This is a genomic window from Pseudomonas sp. LM13 (genome assembly GCF_041381355.1).
In the GTDB taxonomy this organism is placed as follows: Bacteria; Pseudomonadota; Gammaproteobacteria; order Pseudomonadales; family Pseudomonadaceae; genus Stutzerimonas; species Stutzerimonas frequens.
Map to the genome: position 1 here is coordinate 44,162 of NZ_JACBXH010000015.1, position 18,039 is coordinate 62,200.

General features: G+C 64.8%; 14 protein-coding genes and 3 pseudogenes. 10 read left to right on the plus strand and 7 right to left on the minus strand.

What is annotated here, in order from left to right:
• Window positions 1-10 precede the first annotated feature (10 nt).
• From HZR81_RS11570 to HZR81_RS11585, 4 genes and pseudogenes are all read left to right on the plus strand, one after another.
• A complete protein-coding gene (locus HZR81_RS11570) occupies window positions 11-1,348 on the plus strand; it encodes an NTP/NDP exchange transporter (RefSeq protein WP_500128163.1) in 1,338 nt (445 codons plus the stop codon).
• Between the two features lie 61 nt (window positions 1,349-1,409).
• The gene (locus tag HZR81_RS11575) at window positions 1,410-1,832 is read left to right on the plus strand and encodes an HPF/RaiA family ribosome-associated protein (protein ID WP_017244747.1); all 423 of its coding nucleotides are present in this window, start codon (window positions 1,410-1,412) and stop codon (window positions 1,830-1,832) included.
• Window positions 1,833-1,943: 111 nt separating this feature from the next.
• Window positions 1,944-2,503, plus strand: a pseudogene (locus tag HZR81_RS11580) (histidine phosphatase family protein).
• Between the two features lie 130 nt (window positions 2,504-2,633).
• A pseudogene (locus tag HZR81_RS11585) lies at window positions 2,634-3,844 on the plus strand (aldose 1-epimerase family protein).
• Window positions 3,845-4,448: 604 nt separating this feature from the next.
• Here HZR81_RS11585 and HZR81_RS11590 read toward each other — a convergent pair.
• The 3 genes and pseudogenes from HZR81_RS11590 to HZR81_RS11600 all read right to left on the minus strand — a co-directional run.
• Window positions 4,449-5,009: pseudogene (locus HZR81_RS11590) on the minus strand (ATP-dependent Clp protease proteolytic subunit); the annotation flags it as partial.
• Between the two features lie 264 nt (window positions 5,010-5,273).
• Window positions 5,274-5,486: a con-10 family general stress protein gene (locus tag HZR81_RS11595; protein ID WP_500128164.1), complete on the minus strand. Its 213-nt coding sequence runs from the start codon at window positions 5,484-5,486 to the stop codon at window positions 5,274-5,276.
• A 223-nt stretch (window positions 5,487-5,709) separates the two neighbouring features.
• Window positions 5,710-6,609: a LysR family transcriptional regulator gene (locus HZR81_RS11600; protein ID WP_500128165.1), complete on the minus strand. Its 900-nt coding sequence runs from the start codon at window positions 6,607-6,609 to the stop codon at window positions 5,710-5,712.
• 101 nt (window positions 6,610-6,710) lie between these two features.
• Between HZR81_RS11600 and HZR81_RS11605 the strand changes: the two genes are divergently transcribed.
• The 4 genes from HZR81_RS11605 to HZR81_RS11620 are packed head-to-tail and all read left to right on the plus strand — an operon-like array spanning window position 6,711 to window position 11,398.
• On the plus strand, window positions 6,711-7,949 hold the full coding sequence (locus tag HZR81_RS11605; RefSeq protein WP_500128166.1) for a 3-hydroxyacyl-CoA dehydrogenase: 1,239 nt from the start codon (window positions 6,711-6,713) through the stop codon (window positions 7,947-7,949).
• A 2-nt stretch (window positions 7,950-7,951) separates the two neighbouring features.
• Window positions 7,952-9,742 carry an acyl-CoA dehydrogenase C-terminal domain-containing protein gene (locus HZR81_RS11610; protein ID WP_500128167.1) on the plus strand — a complete coding sequence of 597 codons (1,791 nt, stop codon included), beginning with the start codon at window positions 7,952-7,954 and terminating at the stop codon, window positions 9,740-9,742.
• A gap of 24 nt (window positions 9,743-9,766) precedes the next feature.
• The gene (locus HZR81_RS11615; RefSeq protein WP_500128168.1) at window positions 9,767-10,930 is read left to right on the plus strand and encodes an iron-containing alcohol dehydrogenase; all 1,164 of its coding nucleotides are present in this window, start codon (window positions 9,767-9,769) and stop codon (window positions 10,928-10,930) included.
• Window positions 10,931-10,966: 36 nt separating this feature from the next.
• Window positions 10,967-11,398 carry an acyl-CoA thioesterase gene (locus HZR81_RS11620; protein WP_500128169.1) on the plus strand — a complete coding sequence of 144 codons (432 nt, stop codon included), beginning with the start codon at window positions 10,967-10,969 and terminating at the stop codon, window positions 11,396-11,398.
• Window positions 11,399-11,502: 104 nt separating this feature from the next.
• On the opposite strand, the gene HZR81_RS11625 is transcribed toward HZR81_RS11620, so the two are convergent.
• From HZR81_RS11625 to yrfG, 4 genes are all read right to left on the minus strand, one after another.
• On the minus strand, window positions 11,503-11,964 hold the full coding sequence (locus HZR81_RS11625) for a YMGG-like glycine zipper-containing protein (protein ID WP_063541614.1): 462 nt from the start codon (window positions 11,962-11,964) through the stop codon (window positions 11,503-11,505).
• A gap of 171 nt (window positions 11,965-12,135) precedes the next feature.
• Entirely contained in the window at window positions 12,136-12,981 is an 846-nt protein-coding gene (fdhD, locus tag HZR81_RS11630) for a formate dehydrogenase accessory sulfurtransferase FdhD (RefSeq protein WP_500128170.1), read from the minus strand.
• A gap of 112 nt (window positions 12,982-13,093) precedes the next feature.
• The gene (locus HZR81_RS11635) at window positions 13,094-15,655 is read right to left on the minus strand and encodes a PAS domain-containing hybrid sensor histidine kinase/response regulator (RefSeq protein WP_500128171.1); all 2,562 of its coding nucleotides are present in this window, start codon (window positions 15,653-15,655) and stop codon (window positions 13,094-13,096) included.
• A 169-nt stretch (window positions 15,656-15,824) separates the two neighbouring features.
• Window positions 15,825-16,457 carry a GMP/IMP nucleotidase gene (yrfG, locus tag HZR81_RS11640; RefSeq protein WP_500128172.1) on the minus strand — a complete coding sequence of 211 codons (633 nt, stop codon included), beginning with the start codon at window positions 16,455-16,457 and terminating at the stop codon, window positions 15,825-15,827.
• Between the two features lie 162 nt (window positions 16,458-16,619).
• Here yrfG and nudE point away from each other — a divergent pair, with 162 nt between their 5' ends.
• Entirely contained in the window at window positions 16,620-17,186 is a 567-nt protein-coding gene (gene nudE / locus HZR81_RS11645; RefSeq protein WP_500128173.1) for an ADP compounds hydrolase NudE, read from the plus strand.
• Window positions 17,183-18,001 carry a 3'(2'),5'-bisphosphate nucleotidase CysQ gene (gene cysQ / locus HZR81_RS11650; protein WP_500128174.1) on the plus strand — a complete coding sequence of 273 codons (819 nt, stop codon included), beginning with the start codon at window positions 17,183-17,185 and terminating at the stop codon, window positions 17,999-18,001. Before nudE ends, cysQ begins: the two co-directional genes overlap by 4 nt.
• Window positions 18,002-18,039: the final 38 nt, after the last annotated feature.

Genomic DNA, 18,039 nt, shown 5'->3' on the forward strand with positions numbered 1-18,039 from the left:
GCCGGGCCAAATGCCCGTCGCTCCGGCTGCGCGCCTCGCCGCGCTGATCAATGCCCGCCCCGGCGAACTCCGCGCGGCGCTGGCCGGCTTCGGCCTGTTCTTTTGCCTGTTCGCCGGCTATTTCATGCTGCGCCCGATCCGCGAGTCCATGGGCATCCAGGGCGGCGTCGAGAACCTGCAGTGGCTGTTCACCGCGACCTTCATCGCCATGCTGGTGGCGGTGCCACTGTTCGCCTGGCTCAACTCGCGGGTGGCGCGCGTCCATTACATCGATTGGGTGTACGGCTTCTTCTGCGTCAACCTGCTGCTGTTTGCCGCGCTGTTCTTCGCGCTGCGTGACAGCGTCTGGCTGGCGCGGGTGTTCTACGTATGGATCTCGGTCTACAACCTGTTCGTGGTCTCGGTCGCCTGGAGCCTGATGGCCGATGTGTTCGATGCGCCGCAGGCGCGCCGGCTGTTCGCCTTCATCGCTGCCGGGGCCAGCGTGGGCGGGCTGGTCGGACCGGCGCTCAGTGCATTGCTGGTGGGCGTGTTAGGACAGTTTGGTTTGATGCTGTTGGCAGCGCTGCTGCTGGCCGCCGCGGTGGCCATCAAGCATTACCTGATGGCTTGGCGTGAACTGCGTGGTGCCGGCCGCCCCGGAGCCGAACACGCCGAAAGTCCACGGCGACCGGTAGCGGGCAATCCATTCAGTGGCCTGACGCGGGTGCTGGGCTCGGGCTATCTGCTCGGCATCGCGGCGTTCGTGCTGCTGCTGACGACCGCCAGCACCTTTCTCTACTTCGAACAGGCAAGGTTGGTCGCCGAGCTGTTTCCGGATCGTGCCGAGCAGGTGCGGGTGTTCGGTGCGATCGATTTCGTGGTGCAGGCGGGTGCCTTGCTGTCGCAGCTGTTCATCACCGGGCGCATCGCGCAGCGGCTCGGCGTGCGGATTCTGCTGGCCGCGGTGCCGGCGCTCGTCTGCCTCGGGTTCATCGGCCTGACGCTGGCTCCGACCTTTGCCGTGCTGGCTGCCGTGATGATCGTCCGCCGCGTCGGCGAATACGCCTTCGTCCGCCCGGGCCGCGAGATGCTCTTCGCGCCGCTGGATGCCGAGAGCAAATACAAGGCGAAGAACTTCATCGACACCGTGGTCTATCGCGGCGGTGATGCCTTGAGCGGCTGGGCCAAGAGCCTGCTCGACAGTGTCGGTCAGGGCGTCTGGCTGGTGGGGCTGGTGGGCGCCATGTGTGCGGCTGTCTGGGGTGTGCTGGGTTGGCTGCTCGGTGGGCGTGCCGATAGAGACGGCGGCGATCGGCAAACCGGTTCGCCGGCGCGATTGCGCCGGGTAACCGGACGAAGCACCTGAACCTTCGAAGAGGCCGGCCCCTCGAATCTTCGTAGACCCGTCAATTATCAGGAGCAGTCGTATGCATGTTCAGGTCAATAGCAACCACATTCCCGGCAGCGTAGAGCTGCACGAGTGGGTCGGCACGACCGTGGAGGATCGCCTGGAACGGTTTGACGATTTCCTCACCCGCATCGAGGTGCATATCAGCGACGAGAACGCGCAGAAGGCCGGCGCCGACGACAAGCGCTGCCAGATCGAGGCGCGGCCGAAAGGCCATCAGGCGGTTTCCGTCACGCACAAAGCCGAGTCGATGCAGCTGGCCGTTGATGGTGCCGCCGAGAAGATGCACCACGCCCTCGAGCATCTGATGGGCAAGCTGGACAGCCGGGTCCTGTCTGGCGGTGAACTGAATGACCCCCTGCGTGACGAGTCGCCACAGGCCGTCAAGGATGCGATGCTCGAAGAGGAATTCCTGGAAAAGCAGGACGAACTCGACAAGTGATCCTGTCGCCCCGGCTGCGCGCCGGGGCGCTTCCACAAGCTGCATTCTCTTCCTGTTTCTCTGCTGCCAGGCCTGCGCCTTGGCGGCCGGCCCCGTGTATCCGGTAGTCAGATGCAGATCATCCTCGTGCGGCACGGTAGACCCGATCACGGTGCAGCGCGCTGGAGCACGCCGGTCGGCATGAAGACCTGGGTCGAGCGCTACAACGCGGCTGAGGTCGTCGCTGCCGAGCGCCCGGACAGTCTGGTCGCGCTGGCAGGCTCGGTTGGCATCGTGGTCTGCAGCTCCCTGCATCGTTGCATCGAATCGCGCTCGCATCTGGGATGCGACTGCTGTGAACGGCCCGATCCGCTGTTCGCCGAGGCGCACCTGCCTTATCCGGACTGGGGCCTGCCGCTGTTGCCGTCGCGCTTCTGGCGCCTGGTGTTTCGCACCGCCTGGTTCTCGGCTTTGCCAGCCATACCGAGCACATCCGCGAGTCCACCAGGCGTGCCAGCGCAGCGGCAGAGCGTTTGATCGAACTGGCCGAGGCCAATGAAAGCGTGCTCCTGATGGGGCACAAGATCATGAATACGCTGATCGCCCGTCAACTTCGTCAGCGCGGCTGGCGTGGTCCCGCGCTGCCGCTGCTCAGCGGCTACTGGCAGCCGAGTCGCTACAGCAAAGGCTAAAGCCTGCTCCGATCACACCTTACCGCACACGTGTTCCACCTGCCTTCGGTCATTCGGCAACCGCTTTGGTTTGCTAGATGAAACGTTTCAGCTACCTTGAGCGGGAGTCATAACAACAAAGGGAACCCCCATGACCCGTTTGCAGCTTCTCCTCGGCCTGGGCATCTGCCTGGCCACCCCTGCCATGGCCTGGGAACAGGTGCTGATCGACCCGACAAACCGGCGAAGAACTGGCGCATCACCAGCGAAGAGCTAGGCATCGACGCGCCGAAGCCATTCACGGTCAGCATGCGTACCTTGCATGGCGACCGGCAGGAAGGCGTCAGCCTGATCGAGATCGACAACGGCAATATGCGCATGACCGTTGTACCCACACGCGGCATGAACGTGCTGGAAGCGGTGGCCGGCGAGGTCCGCCTGGGCTGGGATTCGCCGGTGGATGAAGTAGTCAACCCGGCCTTTATCGAGCTCAACGGGCGCGGCGGTCTAGGGTGGCTCGAAGGTTTCAACGAACTGGTCACCCGTTGCGGCTTCGAGTGGGTCGGCCACCCCGGCGAAGACAACGGCGAACTGCTCACGCTGCATGGCCGTGCGGCGAACATTCCGGCCTCGCAGGTGGTGCTGCAGATCGACGAGAAGCCGCCCTATGTCATTCGCCTGCGTGGCGAGCTACAGGAAAAGGCCTTCAAGAAACTCGACTTCGCGATCCTCACCGAGCTCAGCACCGAGCCCGGTCGCAGCGGATTCTCGTTGCACGACACGCTGACCAATCAGGGCGACTATGCCAAGGAATACCAGGTGCTGTACCACACCAATTTCGGCACGCCGCTGCTGGAGGAGGGCGCGCGCTTCGTGGCGCCGGTCAAGCAGGTCTCACCGTTCAACCCCCGCGCGGCGAAGGAGCTGGGCGATTGGCAGCGCTACCGTGGTCCGACCAGGGGCTACGACGAGACGGTGTTCAACGTGGTGCCCTATGCGGACGAACAGGGCCGGACCCTGACCATGCTGCACAACCGCGCCGGCAATCTTGGCGTCAGTGTCGGCTTCAATACCGCCGAGCTGCCGGTGTTCTCGCTGTGGAAGAACACCGATACCGAGAAGCAGGGCTACGTGACCGGCCTCGAGCCGGGTACCAGCTTCTCCTACAACCGCCGCTATCAACGGCCGTTGGGGCTGGTGCCGAAGATCGAGCCGGGCGAGCAGAAGCACTTTCGCGTGAGTTATGAGCTGCTGGCCGATAGCGCCGCGGTCGACGCCGCGCGCAAACGGATCGAAGCGGTACAGGCCGGTCGCGAGACTGAAATTCGTGACGAGCCGCTGGTTGACCTGGCCAGGGACTAAGTACGGCTTGCTGGCGACGTGTTGCGAGTGCTGCAGCTCGTCGCCACGATGCGCCCTCGATACGCTGCATCATCTGCGCTGGAAGGCTCTATATCGGGCCTTGCAGGGCGACTGCGAGGCGCGGCTGGGGTCTGAAAGTTTCCGCTTTCTGCCGCTATAGCAAAAGGCTTACAAGAGGCGGCGGCGTTCGACCCTTTTGCCGTCCACGGCGTGTAATTAATCTACACCCACTCTGAAGCGCAGGAAGCGCTCAGGATCAGGATGATCGACCACCGCCAGGACGGCACTCGAAGGGAATTCGGAACGGTCAGAAAAAACCCGCCTCGGCGGGTTTTTGCTTTTCCGCGCTGCATCGACTGCAGCGCTCGCCATAGCGAAAGGCTTACACGCAGCTCAGCCATTGGCGCTTTGTCTGCGCCACCGCGCAGCTTAATCTTTGCCCGTCTCTGAAGTGCAGGACGCGCTCAGGATCAAGGAGGATCGACCATCGCCAGGACGGCAACCGGAAGGATTCGGAATGGTCAGAAAAAACCCGCTACGGCGGGTTTTTTGTTGCCTGTCAGACGATGAAACAAGCACACGCCGCTGACTCCGTTCTAACTGCTCAGCAGGGAACGCACCAGCATCGAGCGTCGATCGGCTGGGCCAGCTCGTCCACCGCATCGATGAGACCGCAGCGCAGCGCGTCGTCGGGTTCGAGGATCCTGGGTGCGCCGCAAAGATAGGCACGAATGTCCAGCTGCTCGTCGGCGCCGCGAGTGCGTTCGGCGACAATACGGGCGTATAGCTCCAGATCCCGGTCCAGGCTCATCGCGTATTCCGATATCCGCGCGTGATCCACCGAGCCGTTCAGTGTCCAGTGGAACGGATGAAACAGGAACTTGCTATGTTGGCAGGCCGTTCGGCGCTGCCCGGCAAGGAACACGATGTTGCCCATCGACTCGACCGTTCCAAGGTTATGGGTGTGGACGGGAACCGGTAGAGTGCGCAGGAAATTGTAAAGCGAGAAGCCATAGCTGCATTCTCCGCCCATGGTGGCGATCTTGACCACCAGCTCGGACGCGCCCTGTTGCACGGCCTGGGTACAGTGGCTGATCAGCTGAGCCGTATTCACGGCGTTGATTGGCGCAGTGAAATGGATGATATGAGTGGTCATGAGAGCATCTGCCTGCTGCGTGGAAACTTGTCAATTGCATATACGATTCGGAATGCCCCGACTGATTGCATATTGCGGACGCGCGTAGACTAACCCTGCTCTTGCTTCGACAGATCGGGTGAGCGCTTTGTTGCGAGCTTAGTATGGGGAATAACAATCGTAAGTGCTGTGTGCTGATGATTTAATTATCGAGTTTCGTATTTGTAGTTATCCCTTAAGAAAAACGAGGCGGAAAGTATGAACTTCCCGCCTCGTTTTTCATTGCGCTGACTATCAGCTGTTGCGGCCGCCGCCGTGGCTATTCTGGCCACCCTTACGGCCTGCTTCGGATGCCTTCTCTCGGTCGTTCTTGAAGTTGCCACCGCTGTTCTGGCCACCCTTGCTGCCGATATCCTGATAGAACTCCTTGTCGTGGCTTGCTGCGGTTGCTTCGCCGCCTTTTCGCCCGGCTTCGTTCACGCTCATGCTGTCTTTATTGTCAGCCATAATTGCCTCCGCGGAGTTGTTTGGTTTCGGTTTAATAGCGCTTGGCTTACCTTAAGAACAGCCAGTGACGCCTCATTAACTCTGAGGGTTGTCGGGAAGGTGTAGTTCAAGCTTTGGTAAGACTTGAGACGAACGGTGATGCAGCTTGATATTAGTTCGCTGCGCTTTAAAAGATTATTCGCCTGTGAACATATTGAAGTGCCGCTATACCTGAGCGGCCTGGCTAGATTCGGCGTGAAGCCATGATCTGTTCGATCAGCCATTGCAGCGCCGCATCATTCTGCCGTTGCGCCACGCTGACGATATCCAGCTCGAAGGGGCCGAGTTCGAACGGCAGGTCGAACAGTCGCAGCGGCAGCAGGTCGGCGAAATGGCGCGCCAGCTGCGTCGGCAATACCGCGGCGAGGTCGCTGCTGGCGACGATGTGCGCGGCCTGCAGATAGTTTGGCGTGGTGTAGACAACCTCGCGCTCCAGCCCCTGGCCCTCCAGCCACTGGTCGACCATGCCGCGGGTCTGACCGCCGTGCACCCAGAGATGGCGCAGGCGCAGGAAGGCTTGCAGGTCGAGGCCGTCCGTCACCAGTGGATGATCCCGGCGCACCGCCACCTGCAGCGTTTCGCTGGCCCAGTGGCGCACATGGAAGCGCGATGGCACGTCGAGGAAGCGTCCCAGCACCAAGTCGACTTCGCCATTGTCCAGCGCCTCGGTGGGCAGGCTGGGTGTCAGGTGCTGGATCGCCAGCCGAATGCCCGGCGCCCGCTCGGCCAGGCGCCGCATCAGCGCCGGCATGCAGATCAGCTCCACATAATCGGTCACGGCGATGCGAAAACGCTGATGGCTGCGCGCCGGATCGAAGGCCTCGCCGGCGATCAGGCTGTGTTCGATCTGCTGCAGCGCATGACGGATAGGAGCCTCCAGCGCCAGGGCTCGCGGCGTCGGTTGCATGGCCCGGCCGACGCGCACCAGCAGCGGGTCATCGAGCAGCTCGCGCAGGCGACCCAGGGCATTGCTCACCGCCGGCTGGCTGAGCGACAGGCGCTCGGCGGCACGCGAGACGTTGCGCTCACGCAGCAGGGCGTCGAGCACGCGGAGCAGGTTGAGGTCGAAGTTGTAGATATTCACTTGGTGAATCCGAAACATCACAAGACTAAATTTCAAAAATAGTAGCGTCTTCGTCTATGGTTGGTCTCCACTTTTTCCAGCCTGCGACGAGGACCGTTCACATGAGCCAACCCCGCTTCGATATCCAGACCGCCGCCGTGATCGGCGCGGGCACCATGGGCCGCGGCATCGTCATGAGCCTGGCCAATGCCGGTGTGCAGGTGCTGTGGCTGGACAACAATCCCGAGATGCTCGAGCAGGCGCTGGGCGTGGTGGCCGACACCTACGCGCACAACGTGCGTCAGGGGCGGATCGACGAGGCCGAAGCGGCGGCGCGCCGGGCCCGCATCGCCAAGGCGGCGGATTACCCGGCGCTGGCCGACGTGGACCTGGTGATCGAGGCGGTCTACGAAAACCTCGAACTCAAGCAGAAGATCTTCCGCGAGCTGGACGGCATCGTGAAGGCGGCCGGCATCCTGGCCAGCAACACCTCGGCGCTGGATATCGATGCCATCGCCGCTGTCACCAAGCGCCCGGAGCAGGTGGTAGGCCTGCACTTCTTCAGCCCGGCGCACATCATGAAGCTGCTGGAAATCGTCCGCGGAGCGAAGACGGCGCCAGCAGTGCTCGAGGCTGCCACGGCCCTCGGCAAGCGCATGGGCAAGGTCAGCGTGGTCGCCGGCAACTGCCCGGGGTTCATCGGCAATCGCATGCTCGCCACCTACGTGCGCGAGGCGCGGATAATGCTGCTCGAAGGTGCCTATCCCCATCAGGTGGACGCCGCGCTGCAAGGCTTCGGCTTCGCCATGGGCCCGTTCCGCATGTATGACGTGGTCGGTATCGACCTGGAATGGCGCGCCCGCGAGCTGGCCGGCAAGGGCCAGGACGAGCCCGAGGTGCAGGTGGATAACCGTCTCTGCGAACTGGGCCGCTTCGGCCAGAAGTCGCGCATGGGCTACTACCGCTACGCCGAAGGCAGCCGCCAGGCCGAGCACGATCCGGAAGTGGACGCCCTGGTGCAGCGCGAGTCCGAGCGCCTCGGCTATGAGCGCCGCGAGATCGGCCCGGAGGAGATTCTCGAGCGCTGCCTGCTGGCGCTGGTCAATGAGGGCGCCAAGATTCTCGAGGAAGGCATGGCCGAGTCCAGCGCCGATATCGACACCGTCTACCTCTACGGTTACGGCTTCCCGGCGGAAGTCGGCGGGCCGATGACCTGGGCCGACCGTCAGGGTCTGCCGGCCATTCGTGACCGCCTCAACGCTCTGGCCGAGCAGCACGGCGAGCACTGGCAGCCGGCCGAGCTGATCGACAGCCTGGCCACACTCGGCGGGCGCTTCGCCGACTACAAGAAGGAGGCTTGAGCATGGAATACAAGGCCCCCCTGCGTGACATGCGCTTCGTGCTGCACGAGCTGTTCGATGCCACCGGCCATTGCGAACTGCTCGGCAACGGCCTGGACCGCGAGCTGATCGACGGCGTGCTGGAAGAAGCTGCGCGCTACACCGGCGGCGAGATCGCGCCGCTCAATCGCAACAGCGACGAAGAAGGCGTGACCCTGGAAAACGGCGAAGTGCGCACGCCGCAGGGCTTCGTCGAGGCCTACAAGCAGTACGTCGACAACGGCTGGGCGAGCATGACCGGGCCGACCGAGTACGGCGGCCAGGGCTTCCCGCAGCTGGTGGCCTGCAACTTCCACGAGATGCTGATGGGCGCGTCGCTGTCCTTTCGCATCTATTCCGGCCTCACCGAAGGCGCGGTGCTGGCGCTGTACAAGCACGGCAGCGATGAACTGAAAAATGCCTATCTGGAGAAGCTGGTCAGCGGCAGTTGGAGCGGCACCATGTGCCTCACCGAGCCGCAGGCCGGCACCGACCTCGCCCTGCTGCGCACCAAGGCCGAGCCGCAGGCGGACGGCAGCTACAAGGTCAGCGGCAGCAAGATCTTCATCTCCGGCGGCGAGCACGACATGAGCGAGAACATCGTGCACCTGGTGCTGGCGCGGCTGCCGGATGCCCCGGCCGGCGTGAAGGGCATCAGCCTGCTGCTGGTGCCCAAGTTCATCGCCAATGCCGACGGCACGCCGGGGGCGCACAACGCACTGTCCTGCGGTGCCATCGAGCACAAGATGGGCATCAAGGGCGCGGCGACCTGCGTGATGAACTTCGATGGCGCCACCGGCTGGATCGTCGGCGAGCCCAACCAGGGCCTGGCGTGCATGTTCACCATGATGAACGACGCGCGCTTCCAAGTCGGCTTGCAGGGACTTGGCATTGCCGAACAGGCTTATCAGGGCTCGCTGGCCTATGCCCGTGAGCGCTTGCAGTCTCGTGGGTTGGCCGGCGCGCAGCATCCGGACAAGCCAGCCGACCCGATCATCGTGCACCCCGACGTGCGCCGCATGCTGCTGACGCAAAAGACGCTGGTCGAAGGCAGCCGTATGCTGGCGGCCTACTGCGCCCGTCAGTTGGACCTCGAGCACGGCCACCCCGAGCCGAGCTATCGCAAGGCCGCAAGCAAGCGCGCTGCGTTGCTGATCCCCATCGTCAAGGCATTCTTCACCGACATGGGTCAGGAGGTGGCGAGCCTCGGCGTGCAGGTCTACGGCGGCCACGGCTATATCCGCGAATGGGGCATGGAACAGCTGATGCGCGACAGCCGCATCACCCAGCTCTACGAAGGCACCAACGGCATTCAGGCGCTGGATTACATCCGTCGCAAGCTGCTCGGCGACGGCGGCGCGGAACTGTCGGCGCTGCAGGCGGAATTCAGCGAGATTTGCGACCGGCAGATCGATCGCCCGGCGCTGCACGCTCTGGCCAGCAAGGTGCAGATGCGTCTCGGCGAATGGCGCGAGCTGACGGCCGAGATCATCGCCGCCACCGGTCGCGATCCCCAGGAGATCGGCGCGGTGTCGGTGGATTTCCTGCAGTACTCGGCCTATGTCTTGTTGGCCGGCCTCTGGCTGCAGGCCGCGGCGCGTTCGCAGGATGCGCTGGAGCAGGGCGCCGGCGAGGAGGCTTTCTATCAGGCCAAGCTGGCCAGTGCGGATTTCTATCTGCGCCGTGTGTTACCGCGGGCGAGTGCGCATCGAGAAGCGATTCAGGGTGGCGCGGATTGTCTGATGGCGTTGCCGGAAAGCGACTTCGCGTTTTGAGCTAATCGATCACAGGAGGCACCGATGCATCCGTTCAGCTTTGCCACAACCGCTCAATTGATCTGCGAGCCCGGCTCGTCGCGCCGGCTGGCCAGCCTCTGCAAGGAGCGTGGGGCGCGCTCGGTGCTGGTGGTGACCGACCCGGGCATCACCCGTTTTGGCCTGCTCAACGAGGTCCTGCCGGGGTTCGAGACGGAAGGGTTGAAGGTCGCCGTTTACGATCAGGTCGTTGCCGACCCGCCCGAGCACATCGTCCTGGCGGCGGTGGCGCAGGCCAAGGCGTCCCGGGTCGATCTGATCATCGGCTTCGGCGGCGGCAGCTCCATGGACGTGGCCAAGCTGGTTGCGCTGCTGGCACATCCTGATTGCGCGCAGTCGCTGCAGGATATCTATGGTGTCGGCAACGCCCGCGGCCTGCGCCTGCCGCTGATCCAGGTGCCGACCACCGCCGGCACCGGCTCGGAAGTCACGCAGATCGCCATCATCACCACCGGTGAGACGACCAAGATGGGCGTGGTCTCGCCCCTGTTGCTGCCGGACCTGGCGTTGCTCGACGCCGATCTCACCCTCGGCCTGCCACCGGCGGTGACCGCGGCCACCGGCATCGACGCCATGGTGCATGCCATCGAGGCCTACACCAGCGCGCTGAAGAAGAACCCCATGTCCGACCTGCTGGCCCGCGAGGCGCTGCGCCTCTTGGCGGCCAATCTGGACGAGGCTGTGCACAACGGCAGCAACCGCGAGGCACGCCAGGCCATGCTGCTGGGCGCCTGCCTGGCCGGCCAGGCGTTCGCCAATGCGCCGGTCGCCGCCGTGCACGCGCTGGCCTATCCGCTGGGTGGCAATTTCCACATTCCCCACGGCCTGTCCAACGCCCTGGTGCTGCCGCAGGTGCTGCGTTTCAACGTCAGCGCGGCGGCCACGCACTACGGCGAACTGGCACCGATCATTCTCGGCGAGCGCCTGCGCACGGGTGATCCGTCCACCTACGCCGAGCAGCTGATTGAGGAGTTCGAGCAGATGAGCGCCCGCGTCGGCCTGCCGACCCGCCTGCGCGACGCCGGCGTGCCGGAAGAGATGCTGCCGCAGCTGGCGAAGGAGGCGATGCTGCAGCAGCGGCTGCTGGTCAACAATCCGCGCGAGGTCAGCGAGGCCGATGCGCTGGCGATCTATCAGGCTGCCTACTGAGCCAGTTCCTCTTCATTTCGTACCGCGAGAACGACCATGCCCGAGCAACCCAAACACCTGCGCCGCGACTACAAGCACTTTCAGCCCATCACCACGCGCTGGCACGACAATGACATCTACGGTCATGTGAACAACGTCGTCTATTACGGGTTTTTCGACACGGCGGTGAACAACTATCTGATCCAGCAGGGCGGGCTGGATATCCAGGATGGCGACATCGTCGGCTTCGTGGTCAGTTCGGCTTGCGACTACTTCGCCTCGATCGCCTATCCGGACCTGATCGAGGTCGGCCTGCGGGTGGCCAAACTGGGCAACTCGTCGGTGCGGTACGAGCTGGCGATCTTCCGCGAGGGCGAGCAGGAGGCCTGCGCGGCGGGCCGCTTCGTGCATGTCTTCGTCGCGCGGGCGAGCAACCGGCCGACGGCGATCCCGCCGTGCCTGCGCGCGGCGCTGGAGGCTCTGGCGTAGCGGCTGGATTCATCGAGCCAGAGAAACGAGAGCGCCCGGACGCGGCAGGGCGAATCCGGGCGTTCTCGAGGGATGCTGCAGCAGGCCGGCGACCTGCTCAGGCATCAATGGTGTTTGTGACGATGCTTGTAATGCCCCTTGGCCTTGCCGGGCGGGCCATAGTAGTGACGGTCGCGGTAACGGCGATCATCTCGGTAGCGGTCGTCATCATCGTCGCCATAGGCGTTGCCGATTGCGCCACCGGCACCGCCGCCGACGGCTGCACCGATCAGACCGCCGGTGCTGCCGCCGACCTGCTGGCCGATGACGTTGCCGCCGGCCGCACCAAGGCCACCGCCGATGGCCGCTTCGGTGCGGCTGCGCTTGTCGGCACCGACCATGCCACCTGCCGCACCGCCGACGCCGGCGCCGATGGTCGCGCCAGTCGAGCCACCCAGATGCTCACCCACCACGGAACCGAGCGCGCCACCGAGGGCACCGCCAACGGCGGCTTCGGTGTTGCTGCCGGCAAAGGCGGCTGCGCTGAGCAGGCTGGTGGACAACAGGAAAATCGAGGCGTACTTCATGGTGTGATCCCGTATGAGGAATTGCGGCGTGATCCTCACGTGCCGCTTCGCTTCCGGCAAGGGCTTCCCGATGAAATGCGTGAAGCAGTTCCTGTTTGCTAACTCTTTGATTTTCGGTCGGAACTTGCTTTGCGGGCGGAGGTCTTAAGCCGCTTGTGCGGCGTCCGCAACTCAGTCGCGGGCGGCGCTTGCCACCGGGCTGTAGACGCGCGGCCGGCTGCGATGCGGCAGATGAATCAGGTTCAGGTTGTGTCGCTGCGCCCAGCGTGTCGCGAGACCGGTGGGGGAGGACAGGCTGACCAGGGTCGGGATGCCTGCGCGCTGAACCTTGTGCACCAGCTCCAGGCTGCAGCGACTGGTGACGATAGCCAGGCCGCCGGCAACCTCCAATCCGTCGCGCGCCATGGCACCGATCAGCTTGTCCAGCGCGTTGTGCCGACCGATATCTTCACGCCCCAGACGTATCGTCCCCTGGTTGTCCATGAACAGGGCAGCATGTACCGCGCCGCAGTCGCGTCCCAGCGGCTGATAAGCGGAGATGCGCTCGCGCAGGTCGTGCAGCCAGTGTGCCGGCGGCAGCGCTGCTGGAGGCATGATCGGCAGCTGCGGCAGGGCCTGTTCCAGCGCTTCGACGCCACACAGGCCGCAACTGCTGTTGCCGGGGAGCTGGCGGCGCTGCCGCTTGAGTTGCCAGAAGCTGCGGCTGGATATCTCGACTTCCGCCCGCCGGGCACTGCCCTGGCCGTGCAGATGAATGTCGTAGATGTCGTTCGGCGACTCGACGATGCCGTTCGCCAGGCTGAAGCCGACGACGAAATCCTCGAGGTCCGCCGGGGAAATCATCATCACGGCCTGATTGAGCCCGTTATAGGCGATCGCCAGCGCGCACTCCTCGGCGAGGTCGACAACGCACCGTTCGGCCTCGTCGATCGGCTGATAGTGATAGCGCTGGCTGGCACCGCTGGGCGTTGGCGTGGCCGTTGCGATGCCGGCGGGCAGACGGGAAGGCGCGTTCATCGGCAGGCTCGTAAGGGTCGGTTTCAGGGCCGGGTTCGGGCAACTGCGCTGCGAGCGCCGATCAGGTTGCCAGCAGCCGGTAGGGTTATGACCCCGCCCGGCCGAAGACGATTCACCGTTGGTCGGCCTTCGCCAGCATGTCGCGCACGCGCTTGGCCAGCGCGTCCAGGTTGAAGGGCTTGCTGATCATGTCCATTCCTGGTTCGAGGAAGTCCGAACTGGCCGCCTGCCTGGCATAACCGGTCATGAACAGGACCGGCAGGCCGGCGCGTTGCTGCCGTGCGATATCCGCCAGTTGGCGCCCGTTCATTCCCGGCAGGCCGACATCGGTCACCAGCAGATCGATGTCGGGCGTGTTTTCCAGGATGCGCACCGCGGCGTTGCCATCCGCCGCTTCCAGGGCCTGGTAGCCGAGCATCTGCAACACGTCGAGAACCAGCAGACGCACGGCTGGATCGTCTTCGACCACCAGTACCGTCTCGCCCTGCCGGGCGCGCAGCGGGCCATGCACCTCGCTGGTCAGCGGTATCGCCTCGGGCTGGCTGTCGAAGACCGGCAGATAGAGGCTCACCTGGGTTCCCTTGCCCGGTTCGCTGGCGATCTGAACGTGCCCGCCTGCCTGGCGGGTGAAGCCGTAGACCATGGACAGGCCCAGCCCGGTGCCCTGGCCGATCGGCTTGGTGGTGAAGAAAGGCTCGAAGACGCTGGCCAGGACCTTGGCGCTCATGCCGCAGCCGCTGTCGGTCAGGCTCAGGATGACGTAGCGTCCTGGCGCCAGTTCACCTACCTCGCTCTGCTGTCGAAGCTCGACGTTGCGCGTCTCGAGCAGCAGGGAGCCGCCGTCGGGCATCGCGTCGCGAGCGTTGATGACCAGGTTGAGCAGCGCGCTCTCCAGCTGGTTCTCGTCGCTCGAGACCGGCCACAGACCGGCTTGCAGCTGGTTGCTGATGCGGATATGGCTGCCCAGGGTGCGGCTCAGCAGATCGTGCATCGACTCGATCAGCTGGTTGAGTTCGACGCACTTGAGATTCAGCGGCTGCCGACGCGCGAAGGCCAGCAGACGATGGGTCAGTGCCGCGGCGCGGTTGGCCGAGGTCACCGCGGCGTCGATGAAGCGCTGGGTTTCATCATGGCGGCCGGACTGGATATAGCGCTGGATCAGGTCGAGGCCGCCGATGATCCCGGTCAGCATGTTATTGAAGTCGTGGGCGATGCCGCCGGTCAGCTGGCCGACCGCTTCCATCTTCTGCGCCTGACGCAGCGCTTCCTGAGCCTGTTCGCGGCTGGCCATTTCCTTGAGCAGGCGTTCGTAGACTTCCGCCAGGGCCTGGGTGCGCTCCTGGATGCGGCTTTCCAAGGTTTCGTTGAGTTCGCGCAGGGCCTGCTCGGCGCGCCAGCGCTCGGTGACATCCAGCGCCATGACGAAGAAGCCGAGCACATTGCCCTGGCCGTCACGGCGCGGCAGGTAGTGCACCAGCATGCGTCGGGGCTGGCCGTCATGGTGCGGGCTATGGGCCTCGAAGGTCACGTCGCGGCCAGCGAGGGCGTCACGGATGCTCGCCTGGCGCTCGGCATAGCCGCGCTCACCGAGCACTTCGCGGGCGGTCTTGCCCAGCAGCCATTCGGTCGAGTGGCCGAACCAGTCGGAGTAGTAGCGGTTGTTGAAGCGAAAGCGTTCCTCGGCGTCGACGTAACCGATCAGCACCGGCAGCGCGTCGGTGACCATCTTGAGCTCGGCTTCGCTCTGGCGCAGGGCATCTTCGCTGGCCTGCTGCCCGGTGATGTTCATCACCGCGCCGGGAAAGCGCTGTGGCCAGCCCTGCTCGTCGCAATGGCAGCGGCCGCGCGCCAGCGCCCAACGGGTGACTCCATCGTCGCTGCGCAGCCTGTAGCGCTCGTCGAGCGTGCCGCGCTCGACGATGCAGCGCTCCAGCGCGGCACGCAGGCGTGGCACGTCATCGGGGTGGACATGATCGAAGAAGGCTTCGCTGCTCAGACCGTTAGGCCCGGACTGGGCCACCGGCAGGATGCGGGAAAGCTCAGCGCCCGCCGGGATTTCGCTGGCCTGGATGGCCCAGTCCCAGATGCCGATCAGGTCGCTGGCCTCCAGTGCCAGCTGCAGGCGCTGTTCGCTGGCGCGGTGCACCTCGGCGCTGAGCTTGTAGTGCAGGGCGGTCTGCGACAGGCGGGTTTCGGTGCGCACGCGTTCGCTGGTTTCGCTCAGGCACAGCAGCAATCCGCCGATGCCGTGCGGCTCGTTGCGGATCGGGCTCAGTGCCAGGTCGAACCAGGCCTCGACCCGCTGGCCGTCGCGCTCGACCGCCAGCTGCTGGTTGCGCAGCGTTCGCGGCTCGCCGCGCCGGGCTCTGTCGCATGCCGGGGCGAGCAGCTCCCAGGTCGCGCCCCAGCGCCGGCAGGCCGGCATGCCCAGTTCGGCCGGGTGGCGGTCGCCGATAAGCCGGGCATGGGCGTCGTTGTACAGCTGCAGCGCCTGATCGCCCCAGAGGATGCACATGGGCAGCGGCGCTTCGAGGATGGTGTCGAGCAGCAACCGCAGCGTCTGCGGCCAGCTATCGAGCGGGCCGAGCACGCTTTCGTTCCAGGCATGCCGGCGAATGCGCTCGCTCATCTCGCTTTGACTGTGGGGCCAGAACTCGGCGCCTACTGCTGCCATGTCACTTCCTATCGATCATCCGTGGCTTTTGAACCGCGAATGCCGGGTCTCGACGACCGGCGTGCGCTGTTTCGATGTTGCTCGGCCCTAACCCATCCTGAGTCAGTTCTGCCGGCGGCAACTGTTGCGTAGTGTAAGGCTTCTGCCTGGCCCACGGCAGAGCCAGCCGTCACGCCAGGGGGCCGGTCAGGCTGCTCGCCAGGTCGCGATAGTCCTCGACGGCGGCGAACTCCTCGGTATCCTTCGGCGCGCGGCGACTGTCCGGCTCGCGCACCGCGAGCAGATGGGCGATGCCGAAACGCCGGGCACTGCGCAAGATCGGCAGGCTATCGTCGATGAACAGGGCACGTGACGGGTCGAACTCCAGATCCTGGCGCAGCGCATACCAGAACTGCGCTTCCTCTTTCGGGTAGCCATAGTCGTGGGAGCTGATCAGGCGGTCGAACCAGGGCGCCAGTTCGATTTTTTCCAGCTTCAGCGACAACGAGTCGCGGTGGGCGTTGGTGATCAGCACCACGCGCTTGCCAGCCTGGCGCAGCGCCGAGAGGAACTCGTCGGCGCTGGGTCTGAGAGCGATCAACTCGGCTATCTCACGCTTCATCTCGCGGATCGGCAGGTTCAGTTCGCGTGTCCAGTAGTCCAGGCAATACCAGGTGAGCTTGCCGACGTGTTCGTTGAACAGCGGCGCGAGCTCCAGTTCGGCCATCGCGCGGCTGATGCCGTGCAGTTCGGCGTAGCGCTGCGGCAGCAGCTCGAGCCAGAAGTGATTGTCGAAGTGGAGATCCAGCAGGGTGCCGTCCATGTCGAGCAGGACGGTATCGATGTCGGGCCAGGCAGGGTGGCGATCATGGGCGGCTCAAGTGACCTAGTGAGGGCGGGCAGGGCGTTCAGCTGGTCGCAAAGCGCTCACGGCCAGTGCAGGAACACGGGTTATGATAGCCGCTCGCGTTTCCAGGAGTTCCCCATGCGCCAGAAACCCACCGTGCTCGCCCGTGAAATCGTCGCCAGCAGCCGCCTGTTCCGCGTCGAGGAATTGCAGTTGCGCTTCTCCAACGGTGTGGAACGCACCTTCGAGCGCCTGGTCGGCAAGGGCAGCGGCTACGGAGCGGTGATGATCGTGGCGCTGGCCGACGCCGAGAATGCGCTGCTGGTCGAGGAGTACTGCGGCGGTACCGACAGCTACGAGCTGTCGCTGCCCAAGGGGCTGATCGAGCCGGGCGAGGATGTGCTGGAAGCGGCCAACCGCGAGCTGAAGGAGGAAGCCGGCTTCGGCGCCCGGCGCCTGGAGCTGCTCACCGAACTGTCGCTCTCACCTGGCTACATGAGCCAGAAGATCCAGGTCGTGCTGGCCCGCGATCTCTATCCAGAGCGGCTGCCAGGCGACGAACCCGAGCCGATGTGGCTCGACAAGGTCAGCCTGCACGAGCTGTCCAGCCTGGTACAGCATCCACAGTTCAGCGAAGGCCGCGCACTGGCGGCGCTCTATCTGGCGCGTGATCTGCTGACCCAGCGCGGGGAGTTCGGCCAATGAGTCATCCTTATCTTTCGACGGTGATCGATCTGGTGCGCCAGGCCGGTGAGGCGATCCTGCCGCACTGGCGCAGCGAGCTGGAGGTGCAGGCCAAGGCCGACCAGTCACCGGTGACGGCGGCGGACATGGCGGCACATCATGTGTTGCTCGATGGTCTAAAGGCGCTCGACGGCAGCATCCCGGTGCTCTCCGAGGAGGACTGCGAGGTGCCGCTGGCCGAGCGTGCCGGCTGGACGCGCTGGTGGTTGGTCGACCCGCTGGACGGCACCAAGGAGTTCATCGCCGGCAGCGCGGAATTCACCGTCAATGTGGCCCTGATCGAACAGGGCGAGGTGCGCTTCGGCGTGGTCGGCATTCCGGCATCCGGACGCTGCTACTACGGCGGCAAGGATTTCGGCGCCTGGCGCAGCGAGGCCGATGGCGCGACGCAGCCCTTGCGCGTGCGGCCGCATCCCGCCGGAAGCTTTACCGTGGTGGCCAGCCGGCGCCACAGCAGCCCGGCGCAGGAGCGGCTGCTGGACAGCCTGCGCGGACGCTTTGGTGAGCTGGCGCTGGCCAATGTCGGCAGCTCGCTGAAGTTCTGTCTGCTCGCCGAGGGCTCGGCGGACTGCTATCCGCGGCTGGCGCCGACCTCGCAATGGGACACAGCGGCGGCACAGGGGGTGCTGGAAGGTGCCGGTGGCGAGGTGCTGGAGGTGGCAGGTGCGCCGCTACGCTACGAGGCGCGGGAGACGTATCTCAATCCATCGTTCCTGGCGCTTCCGGCCGGCGTGGACTGGCGCGAGATGCTGATCGAGCTGGCCAACCGCAGCTGACCGCGCTACGCCCGAGGCAGGATCAGCAGGGCTGCGCC